Origin of the sequence: Nostoc favosum CHAB5714 (assembly GCF_020829495.1) — a bacterium.
GTDB lineage: Bacteria > Cyanobacteriota > Cyanobacteriia > Cyanobacteriales > Nostocaceae > Nostoc > Nostoc favosum.
Window position 1 is genome coordinate 1 of record NZ_JAIVFQ010000153.1, and the last position, 11,105, is coordinate 11,105.

The window sequence follows — 11,105 nt, forward strand, 5'->3', positions numbered from 1 at the left end:
AACATCACTAGTTTTATAGTTCTTTAAATATCTAAGTAGTGAGCAACCATGACACTGCTTATAATGTTACATTTTTGTAATCTTTATCTGCTTTTTCCGAGTTTTTTCGGTAGGTGCAAGATATGAGTCAAGGTGTAGGTGTAGACTAGTAAGTCGCCAACCTGAACTGCTGTATTAGTAGCGCTAGTGGTGTTATCCGTTACACCAGATGCTGTGACGGTGATACCAGCAACTTCTGCTACGGTGACAACGACGGTGTTAGAAGTCGTGTTGATTGTTGTCCCTGGATTGTTAGGATCTTCGTAGGTTGCTGTCGCTGTATTGCTGATGGATTGACCCGCAGCCGTACCTTCAGCTAGTACAGGTGCAAGAAATTGGAAAAGGCTACTAGTTAATAATGCTGTTGCTACTAGAGACTGATAGTGCTGGCGCTGCTTGTTGACTGATTTGTTTCGGTTTACCATAGAAATAGTTTGTTTATTTGCTGAACTTGTATCTTGGGTTTTGAGACAGGATAAGGTTCGGCAATTCCTTAAAGAATTACCGATTAGACCAGCCCAAAAGCTTAATGTTTCGGAGATGTCTATTTGAAGAGTTAACTTATTGGCTACTCCTGAAAAACTAGATTGAGGCAATAGGCAGAAAAGTTATTGCCTACTTGTTTGACGCTTAACGTTGATTATCAAAGCTAGCGATCGCAAATATCGGTAACTTACTACTGTGTTCTACTGAATCGTCGATGTCAGTAGCAATGTAACTTTTGCTCTAAAAAAAGTCTTCAGTATAAATAAGTAACTTCTTTAGCGATGAATTGAGTGCATCAAAGCTGAAAAATCAATTTCATTTTGGCAATACGTAGAGCAATTTTAGGGGTTTAATCATACGCTCAAAAGACTAAAGCTTATATATGGAAGGATTTTAAGTCTTTGTTGTGATATATACTTACTACCTTGTGGAGTCATTTAGATAAAAAAATAGAAGCTTAACTAAGTGATTTAGATCACTTAAAATTGGATATTAATTTCAATAAATGCAATTTAATCATATTAAATATCAGTGTTAAGACTGAATACCTGAAGCTATTATTTGATTTTGTAACCAGGACAATATAAGCATAAATACTCAATATAACCTTTACGTATATAAAAATTTTACAGAAATCCTTTTTTCAATACTAATAATACCCGATATTTTTAGTCGGGTATGTTTGACGGGTATTTTTGCTCGTGTTAGTATCAGGCGACAGCCGACAGACAAACAGGGAAAAGCTAGTTTATGACTCAGGCAATCAAAACCCAAACCCAAACCCAAACCAGCACTGCCTACTTTCAAGCCTTGAAGTGTAAGGAATGTGGTGCCGAATATGAACTCAAAGCCAGTAATGTTTGTGAGTTATGTTTTGGCCCTTTAGAAGTCAAGTATGACTACAGCGCCCTCCGTCTGACTGTCACTCGTGAAACAATTCAAGCCGGGCCAAATTCAATTTGGCGGTATCGTCCCTTTTTGCCTGTTGCAACTGACAATGTTATAGATGTGGGAACGGGTATGACTCCCTTGGTTCGTTCCCACCGTCTTGCCCGTCGCCTGGGTCTAAATAAGCTTTATATAAAAAATGATGCCGTTAATATGCCCACCCTTAGCTTTAAGGATCGGGTAGTTTCAGTTGCTCTATCAAGGGCGCGAGAGTTGGGTTTCACTACCGTTTCTTGCGCTAGCACTGGTAACTTGGCAAATTCTACAGCTGCGATCGCAGCTCATGCCGGTTTAGACTGCTGTGTGTTCATCCCCGCAGATTTAGAAGCCGGTAAAATTATTGGTAGCCTGATCTACAGTCCCACCTTGATGGCCGTCAAGGGCAACTACGATCAAGTAAATCGTCTTTGCTCAGAAGTTGCTAATACACATGGCTGGGGTTTTGTCAATATTAATCTGCGTCCTTATTACTCTGAAGGTTCTAAGACGCTAGGTTTTGAAGTTGCGGAACAACTAGGCTGGGAACTACCGGATCATGTTGTTGCTCCCTTGGCTTCTGGTTCACTCTTTACAAAAATTTATAAAGGGTTCCAAGAATTTATCGAAGTTGGTTTAGTAGAAAACAAGAGCGTCCGTTTCAGTGGCGCTCAAGCTGAAGGTTGTTCACCTATCGCCCAAGCCTTTAAAGAAGGACGCGACTTTATTAAGCCAGTAAAACCGAATACAATTGCTAAATCGCTAGCGATCGGCAACCCAGCAGACGGCATTTATGCTGTCGAGTTAGCTCAGAAGACTGGTGGTAACATTGAATCAGTCAATGATGCAGAAATTATTGATGGCATCAAGCTGCTGGCAGAAACCGAAGGCATCTTCACAGAAACGGCTGGCGGTACAACTGTGGCGGTGCTGAAAAAACTGGTAGAAGCTGGCAAAATTGATCCAGATGAAACTACCGTGATTTACATCACCGGCAATGGTTTGAAAACTCAAGAAGCAATCCAAGGCTACGTTGGCGAACCCTTGACTATTGATGCTAAACTCGATAGTTTTGAACGTGCCCTAGAGCGATCGCGTACTCTGGATCGCTTGGAATGGCAACAAGTCCTCGTTTAGTTAGGAGTTATGAGTTATGAGTTTTTTATCCATAACTCTTAACTTTATTCCTAACTCCTAACTCCTCACTCCTCACTCCTCACTTTGTACTTCTATGGCTGTAAAAGTTTTAGTTCCTACAACTCTTCAGAGTTTTACTAATAATCAAGCTACTCTAGAATCCACAGGTAGCACTATTGCTGAATTGTTAGATTCCTTAGAACAAAGCTTTCCTGGTATTAAATCCCGGTTATGCGATGAACAAGGTAAGCTACGTCGATTTGTAAATTTTTACGTCGAAAGCGAAGATATCCGTCATTTAGATGGTATTAACACAGCCCTTAAAGATGGCGATGAAGTAAGTATTGTCCCTGCTGTCGCCGGTGGTTAATAAAGGGAACACCAAATAAAGTAGAAGCCTAACTAGACAAACCTTTGAGATATTGCCTTGTTCCCAGCCGGAGACTGGGAATACTCATTAGTGAGCTGCCGCCTCTCTTATTCGTGGCATAGGCGATATAGCCAGGATTTTCTTTGGGTAATTTTGCGGACATGACATAAGTCCTATTTCTGCTGAGATAAATCCATAAAATTTGCCAGCTTGTAAACTACCCGCGCCCCAACATTACCATCCCACTCACCATCACCGACTTCGCAGATATCAAAGCCAATAATTTTTCTCCCACTATTAACCAATTCCCGGAACAGACAAAAAGTTTGCTCTAATTCCAACCCACCTGGAACAGGAGTACCTGTACTTGGACAGAGTTTTGGATCTAAACCATCTGCATCAAAGCTAATGTAAACAGACTCAGGTAAATGACTGATAATTTCTCGGCATAAATCAATCCAAGTTGTACCAGAGTAAAGCTTTTGTTTAATGGCTGGATCGTAATATGCAATAATGCGACTATCAGATTGGTCTATCATTTGCACTTCATCATGACTAATATCACGCAAAGCCACTTGCACTAGCTTGGATATTTGCGGTATTTTCATCGCATTAAACATAATAGACGCATGAGAAAACTCAAATCCCTCATAAGCATCGCGTAAATCTGCGTGGGCATCAATGTGCAAAATGCCATAGTTTGCGTACTTAGCCGCTAATGCTTGGAAATAACCTAACGGCGAACTGTGATCTCCTCCAATAACTGCAACTCGCTTACCCTTGTTAATTGCTTCTTGACAATTTTCAAACAGCCATTGATTTACCTGTTGACAAACTTGATTAATTTCTGTGAGGACAGGTGTTAAATCTGGTGTATCTGAGAGTTGTTTACCTTGGGCTAATCGCTCAATAATTTGTGCTGCCAAGGCGCGGTAATATGTATTCTTCTCTAAAATATCTTGGGGAATTTCCACCATGAAAATTCCCTGCTTCCAACCATCAGGGTTATCAAAATCGAACAAATCCAGTTGAGTCGAAGCATCGAGAATTCGCTGTGGCCCGTTAGCTGTGCCTGCGCCATAGGAAACAGTGACTTCCCACGGCACACCAAAGACAATCAGGTTTGCCGACTCATAATCGCAGGGCAAACCTAAGAGGTTGCCATTTACTTCACCTATGCCGCTAGGATCGTAGTCTTGTAGTTGATTACTCATCGATTATCTTCTGGATTTACGTGGATAGACAGCACGCCGCCTAGTGGACATCTGCATTGTAATAAAAATTTTTCACAGACGGTAAACTACAGCGCCTCTATTACTTCGTCGAAATTGCGGCAATACATCTGTTGGCTGTACTCCTGCCACTCATTGTCTGAGGAGTGGGGCGATCGCTTTAATGTTGCCTGTTGCACGTATGCTATCAATGGGCGACGAAGACACTCATATTTCTCGAAGGCTTTGGCTATAGCTTGCAGATCATCCCAGTTATTATTCTCAGCAATTTTAGCGATGAGTGTTGTAATTATTAGGGCATCCTCAAATCCTTGATTAGCTCCTTGAGCCATGAAGGGAGGCATTCCATGTGCGGCATCGCCAACTAATACGATTCGCCCTACACTCCAGGCTGGTGGAATTTTGGCAGGATTAGCTTCAGTATTGAGATCAGTTGGGTTACAAACTTGTAGAGAATCGGAAATGGTAGCGCGGTGAATGTAGTATGGACGCTGCTGCATCTTGGCAGGAGGAGATATACGTACTAATTGCTTGAGCGAATCAGGAAAGCCTGCTTTCTCCAACTCCTGGAGAGCTAAGTTAATTAAAGAACTTTCTGACTTTCCTTGCACCGATTCTAAAGGCAAAGCAAGATGTATTATGTACCCAAGTTCACCAGTTGGTCTGCGAAATAACATCATACTGATGTTATTTATAAAAACGGAATTTCCAGATATTTCATCATTAGTGATTGTTACAATTCGTGAGCCTTGAAAAAAATCTTCTTCTAGTTTCGTCCTTATTTCCTTTGCTACCTCAGCTATTTCTCTACAAGATATAGCTGCAAACCCAGAGTATTCAGGTCGGGCAAAATCATGATATTGAGTATCTGTGTAAAGCAGCCTACGAACTGTAGAATTAATCCCGTCTGCTGCAACAATTAGTTTAGCTCTAATCGATTTTGTTGCGATTTCTTGGGGGACAATATCTGAGTTTTGAGGCTGCATATCATTATCTTTCTGCCCATCTGTCCAATACGCGTATGGGTTTGCCTCTATTCGTGTGTCAGATACACAATCTATGCGGACACAACCTTTTTCCGGCTCATTCACAACATTAATACAACGGTGATTAGCTTTAACTCGGTCTTGTGGAAGTAGCTGTCTGAGGGTTGTCTGCAAATTGTACCAAGAAATTGATACTCGACCCTCGCCATAATCTTTAAACCAGTCATCAAAACTAAGTGAAATTGACTGAATTATCTCCCCCTGGAAATTTTTGTAAGTCCATCGGGGTGAAGTCTTTGGAAGTTGTTGTTTTTGAGTAGGTTCGACAGTTTTCTGTCCATTAGACTGCTTGGAATTCAATAAACACAGTCCAGTATTTTTGACTTCTTCGTAAGCGTTAGGATCTAAATGTTTGAGAGCTTGTAATCCATTAGGGAGGAGATCCACTGTTTGTCCAACTTGACGAAAGGCGCGAGTTTGATCGATGACAAGGACATTTTCAATACCACGTTTACGTAAGCCAATGGCAGTTGCTAAGCCAATAGGCCCAGCGCCAACCACTACAACATCGTAGATTTCTTGAGGATTAGAAGAGGAGATAACAGATGCAGCTAAGGTATCAGCCTTGGTTGATGTGTTGGTATGTGTATGAGGACTTGATTTAGTTTCTGACATATTTATACACAGGAATTTTGGATAGAAGCTGGGCAATATGGAAAGCTATAGCCATCAAGTTACATAGGATCACACAACAATATTAAAATCAAATACAAAAAGTTAGATATTTTGCCGCGATCAGACCTATTATCTGAAGCAAATATACCCGGCGATTAGAAATCGCGGCTATACAAAGGAAGTCCGCCTACGCAGACTCAACAAATTTGATCTCTTTTATGGTGATGGTTGCAAGCGATGTCTCTGACGGGTTACGCCTACGCTCTTTTAACTCGACAATTTGAGTTCAGAGGTGGAGCGATGTCTACGACGGGCTACGCCTACGCCCTTTTAACTCGACAATTTGAGTTCAGAGGTGGAGCGATGTCTACGACGGGCTACGCCTACGCTCTTTTTGCTCGACAATTGGTCCACTGAAGTGGACTTGAGCTATTAGCCAAGAAATTTATTTCTTGGCGGGATGTTCGTCAGCGCGACACTTTGACTGTTACAAAAATGTCGAGATATGAACACGCTCACCCCTGATATTCACAGCAAATCAGATTTGAGTCATTGCTGAATGCGATCGCAGATCGTCTAGATGAGTAAAACTAGGGTATGGATGAGTGTCAAAAATAATTTCAGTTTTTTGGCAATGACCTTTAACCACGTTAAACTACTAAGCAATTAGAGTTAAAGATGGATTTATATGCGTTTACCAATTGCAATTAGTGCCATTTTAGTGGCGTCTTTGGGTTTGAGTACACCTGTAATATCTCAACCTCCTATACAGGTAGCCCAAAAACCAGCGTCTAATAATTTTGCCTTAGAACAATTTAAGATTAATCAACTATTATGGAGACAAAAAAAAATCTCTAACTATCGCTATGAATTTACTAGAAGTTGCTTTTGTTTCCCCAAATCCACAGAACCAGTGATTATTGAAGTACGTAATGGAGTCACAACTTCCATTACTTATAAATATGGTAAAAACCCAGTAGATAAAGCTTTATTTGAAAAATATAATACAATTCCTAAACTATTTAATATCATTAGAAATGCGTTCATTCAAAAAGCAGACAACTTGACTGTACAATATAACCCGACACTTGGCTACCCTACTCAAATTAACATTGATTATGATAAGCAAAGAACTGATGATACAATATTCTTTACAATTAGTAATCTGCAACAGATCGAGTAAATATAGCTAACGAGAGCTTTGTTATCTCGAAACTTCATGCTCAAAACTTGGAAAGTCTAGCTTTTTTCTGAATACGTCGAGTTAGGAGGCTGGGAAATCTAAACTTTGCTGAAAAGAGATTAGTATTTCATTCAATGCATCCATGTCAATTAAAAATGCATCATGTCCGTGGGTTGATTTCAGCCAAGCCAGTTGAGCATTAGGGATTAAATTTGCTAATTCTTGTTGCTCTACTGGAGGATAGAGGATGTCAGAATCAATGGCGACAACTAAAGTCGGTTGCTGGATGCTTCGCAGAACAGATTCATAATCTGATAAATTAGGAACTGTGCGATCGCTAATCGCTTGACGGAAACTTTCTGGATCATCTCCCTCGACAAACTTGACGTTAATACCTAAACGTGGTAGTGAGACTTTAAACTGGTTATATGTTCCCCCATACAAAAAACTAGTGGAAACAATATTATCCCCAGCCTGAGCAATGGTAGTGATTGCCAAGAATTGCGCCGCCTGCCCACTAGCTGTTGCTAATGCTGCTACACCACCTTCTAAAGCAGCAATTCTCTTTTCAAATACATCCGTCGTCGGGTTCATGATCCGGGTATAAATGTTACCAAATTCCTGGAGAGCAAATAACCGCGCTCCGTGATCGGCGTCGTCAAAAACGTAGGAAGTCGTTTGATAAATTGGTACAGCACGAGCATTAGTTCCGGGAGCCGGTTCTTGTCCAGCATGAACTTGCAGGGTTTCAAAACGATATTGTTCAGACATAAGCAGTTATTTTAGTTTCCAATTATACAAGCAAGTAATATACTATTTGAGCGTTCTATTAGATTAATCAACGGTAATTCTTAAGGCTTACCGTATTTTACAGTTATTTTTAGTTAATTAAACATACTGTAAGGGCGCACAGCTAGCTGTACGCCCCTACCAAGGATTGTCGTTCAAATAGATTAAAAACGCTGTAATCTAAAGCATTTTTGACAGAAATAATTTTATCCCTGCAAAAACTGTTCAATTAAGTTAGGGAACCAACATTGAACGAGGATTAATCATCCCTGCCTCTTGAATTGTTGAAAAAGCAGTTTCCCCGATGATGCGATGAGCCGCAGCCGTCGGATGAATGCCATCCCAGAACAAAAACTGGTCTGGTTTACCGCAGGTGCGATCGCCAGATAAACATGGACTGCTCACATTAGTAAACTTAAAGGCTGCCGGATTTGCGATCGCATCTCGATACAGCACGTTAGCATCTAATTGCACAATCTCCAGATCGGAATGCTGTTGACTTAGTACTTTGAGCGATCGCCTCAAGCCTTGATTATGTGCTTGTGTTAATGCACTGAGGTTTGCAGAATTCGTACTGTTTCTAGTGGCAGGTAACTGTCCTAAATCTGGTAAATTTGCAACCAGAATCTTTTTAGCACCCACATCAGTTAGAGAGTTGATTGCCGTTGTCACATTTTTAACAGGAAGAGTTGCACTGCTTACCCCTTGCAAATAATCATTTGCGCCTGCCCACAGCACATACAAAGCATCTGGATTCATATGTTGATGTGTCTGCGTAAACGACTGCACTTGATTTAGCAAGCTAGGTACATAGTTGTTGCCAACACTGCCAGTAGTTGCTCCTCCGTAAGCAAAATTGTGAGTTTGCTTAGAGGAGAGATAGAGGCTTTCGGCGAGATACTCAATCCAAACCCGACCATTCGAGTAACGCCCCTGAAAGTAAGTTGGATTAGGTGGGTACATTCCTCCTGTCGCCCGAAATACCATCCCTGTATCCGAAAGACTATCCCCAAATACATAAAGTTCTGAGATGGGATGAGTTTTATCCATAAATTTTGCCGCTACAACCATGATAAAAATAAGGAGAGCAAGTCCTGTTCTTAAAAGCCACTTATTTCTTTGCATTAAACTTTTCTGCAAACCCTAAAGACAATAGTTTTTACAACTGTTGATGATTATTGTTGTGAGTAAAGATTGAGCTTGCTATTGAACACTTCTCTAAGTTAACAAGCTAGCTTTAGAGCTAGTGAGCAAAACCGGATACTTTCAGGTGTGGATTTTGCCAATTGTCTTAATGCAACGCTGTTGTGTTTTATAACATCTCATCAATAAACTTTATCGCCGAGAGTACTGCACTAAAACCTTTATGTGGTGCGTTACTACGTATATTTAAAAAAATTAAATATGAGTTTTATACAGACAAATACACTTGTGTTACTAAATTTGCAGATATTCAGGCATTCTTGCCCATTAAAGGAACTCAAGAGGCGAATTAAAAATTGCATAAATGTTCAACTCGCCTCAGTTAAGTAATTGGAAATTTCAACCAATCTGTTTTGTGTCTGGACTTAAAGGAGTGTTTATTGGTCTTTGTGTTCCTCAATTAGCTCACCCTTTTGGGTGAGTCATATATCAACCGATCAGGTGACCTGACTGAAGGAAGCTGAGATTAATAATAAAGAGGAATCTATTACTAAAGAACACCAATCGCATTTTACCTAAGATAAACCGTATGAAACTTGCTACCTTAATAAATTCTGGACTGATGATTGCTTTTATTGCTCTTGTACCTGGAATTGCTGGCGCTCAAACAGCGACTAACAACAATAGCGAGATAGCTATTAACTCTAATAATTTATCCAGGAATTCTACTTCTGTTAGTTACCTCCAGCCTTTCAATCTAGTTACTTTTGCTTATCAAGGAGGTTTGAAGCAGCACGGAATTCCTAGTGGAGGAGAGCTAGTATTTGAAACTCTGAACAGAAATATTATTGCAAAAGATTTGGTGAAGGCTGCTGTTAATGCAGATAAATTACCATCACAAGTTTTAAACGACCAAAATTATCTAAGTGCTGTTAATTTACAACTCAACGCATTGCCTGATTATGCTGCTGCTGATTGATTTAGTTTTTATTATATCTTTTAAAAAACTAAATTTTTATTATAGTATGTTCGTGCGCTTGTTACCAATATAAATACAAGCCTTTTATACACAGTAGTTTATGTGTATAAAATAAAATTCCTGTTGAAAAACAATTTCTAAATTTTGAGATAATAAGTTGCACTTATAGTGTGCGAAAGCCACAGAAAATTGTATAATCGACAGCTTATCGATCACAAATTTCCTTTTCTATAGAGAATGACAGAAGTAATTAGATCCGGGAGCCTAAATAACATCGAGTCCATTGAGTTTGAAAAGCGGTGCTTGCACAAAGCCAGAGAAACAGGCGATCGCAATAAGGAAGTGACTTGTTTAGGAAGTTTGGGCAATGCTTACCACTCACTAGGTGAGTATCACCTGGCAATTGAGTTTTATCAGCAGTGGTTGGATATAGCTAGAGAAATAGGCGATCGCTTAGGAGAAGCCAAATCTTTATCTGGGTTGGGCAACGCTTATCAATCACTGGGAAAATACCAGCGAGCGATTGAATTTTATCACCAATGGTTGAGTATCACCAGGAAAATAGGCGCTGCCTACGGCAGGCATTGCCAACGCACTGGGGAAGGCATTTGCTTGGCAAGTTTGGGCAATACTTATGAATGCCTGGGCAAGTACGAGCAAGCGATTGAGTATTATCAGCAATGGTTGAGTATTACCAGGAAAATAGGCGATTGGACTGAGGAATGCATTTGCCTGGGAAGTTTGGGCAATACTTATGAATCGTTGGGACAGTACCAACTGGCAATTGAGTTTTACCAGCAATGGTTAAAACTGGCAAGATTCATCTGCGATGCCTACGGCAGGCATTGCCAACGCAATAGTGAAGGCATGGCTTTAAGTGCCTTGGGTAATGCTTATAATGCTTTGGGAAAGTACCAAAAGGCGGTTGAGTTTCATCAATATTCATTAGAGATCAGAAGGAATCTTGTTGACATCCTCACCGCCCTAAAAGTGCGGTGATTCCTAAGCCTCACGACTTAGGTTTCTGCTTCTTTTCCTTACGGGGATTCCGCAACTGCCCTTCAACCATTAGATTGTCGGGTCTTATGTTCGCTCCACAGACTGACACGGCAAGCCCTGCCGCCAAAATGTTCTTACTTGCGTTGATATCTCGGTCATGGTT

General features: G+C 40.5%; 10 protein-coding genes and 1 pseudogene. 6 read left to right on the top strand and 5 right to left on the bottom strand.

Annotated features, from left to right (window positions below):
- Positions 1-101: 101 nt before the first annotated feature.
- A pseudogene (locus LC586_RS37635) lies at positions 102-464 on the bottom strand (hypothetical protein); the annotation flags it as partial.
- A gap of 811 nt (positions 465-1,275) precedes the next feature.
- Between LC586_RS37635 and thrC the strand changes: the two are divergent.
- Together thrC and LC586_RS37645 are read left to right on the top strand one after the other, a co-directional pair.
- Positions 1,276-2,586, top strand: a complete 1,311-nt coding sequence (thrC, locus tag LC586_RS37640) for a threonine synthase (protein WP_229490814.1) — start codon at positions 1,276-1,278, stop codon at positions 2,584-2,586.
- 94 nt (positions 2,587-2,680) lie between these two features.
- Positions 2,681-2,956, top strand: a complete 276-nt coding sequence (locus LC586_RS37645) for a ubiquitin-like small modifier protein 1 (protein WP_229490816.1) — start codon at positions 2,681-2,683, stop codon at positions 2,954-2,956.
- Between the two features lie 173 nt (positions 2,957-3,129).
- Here LC586_RS37645 and speB read toward each other — a convergent pair whose 3' ends face one another.
- Together speB and LC586_RS37655 are read right to left on the bottom strand one after the other, a co-directional pair.
- Entirely contained in the window at positions 3,130-4,170 is a 1,041-nt protein-coding gene (gene speB / locus LC586_RS37650; protein ID WP_229490818.1) for an agmatinase SpeB, read from the bottom strand.
- Between the two features lie 86 nt (positions 4,171-4,256).
- Positions 4,257-5,849, bottom strand: coding sequence for an FAD-dependent oxidoreductase (locus LC586_RS37655; RefSeq protein WP_229490820.1), 1,593 nt, complete (start codon positions 5,847-5,849; stop codon positions 4,257-4,259).
- 237 nt (positions 5,850-6,086) lie between these two features.
- On the opposite strand from LC586_RS37655, the gene LC586_RS37660 reads away from it, so the two are divergent.
- Positions 6,087-6,266, top strand: a complete 180-nt coding sequence (locus LC586_RS37660) for a hypothetical protein (RefSeq protein WP_229490822.1) — start codon at positions 6,087-6,089, stop codon at positions 6,264-6,266.
- Between the two features lie 271 nt (positions 6,267-6,537).
- A complete protein-coding gene (locus tag LC586_RS37665) occupies positions 6,538-7,032 on the top strand; it encodes a DUF6174 domain-containing protein (protein ID WP_229490823.1) in 495 nt (164 codons plus the stop codon).
- Between the two features lie 81 nt (positions 7,033-7,113).
- Here the strand turns inward: LC586_RS37665 and LC586_RS43150 are convergent, their stop codons facing one another.
- Both LC586_RS43150 and LC586_RS37675 read right to left on the bottom strand, forming a co-directional pair.
- Complete coding sequence (locus LC586_RS43150) at positions 7,114-7,803, bottom strand: PLP-dependent transferase (RefSeq protein WP_306423346.1); 690 nt, start codon at positions 7,801-7,803, stop codon at positions 7,114-7,116.
- Between the two features lie 252 nt (positions 7,804-8,055).
- Entirely contained in the window at positions 8,056-8,946 is an 891-nt protein-coding gene (locus LC586_RS37675; RefSeq protein ID WP_229490825.1) for an SGNH/GDSL hydrolase family protein, read from the bottom strand.
- A gap of 607 nt (positions 8,947-9,553) precedes the next feature.
- Between LC586_RS37675 and LC586_RS37680 the strand changes: the two genes are divergently transcribed.
- A complete protein-coding gene (locus LC586_RS37680) occupies positions 9,554-9,943 on the top strand; it encodes a hypothetical protein (RefSeq protein WP_229490826.1) in 390 nt (129 codons plus the stop codon).
- 237 nt (positions 9,944-10,180) lie between these two features.
- Positions 10,181-10,942: a tetratricopeptide repeat protein gene (locus LC586_RS37685; protein ID WP_229490828.1), complete on the top strand. Its 762-nt coding sequence runs from the start codon at positions 10,181-10,183 to the stop codon at positions 10,940-10,942.
- Positions 10,943-11,105: the final 163 nt, after the last annotated feature.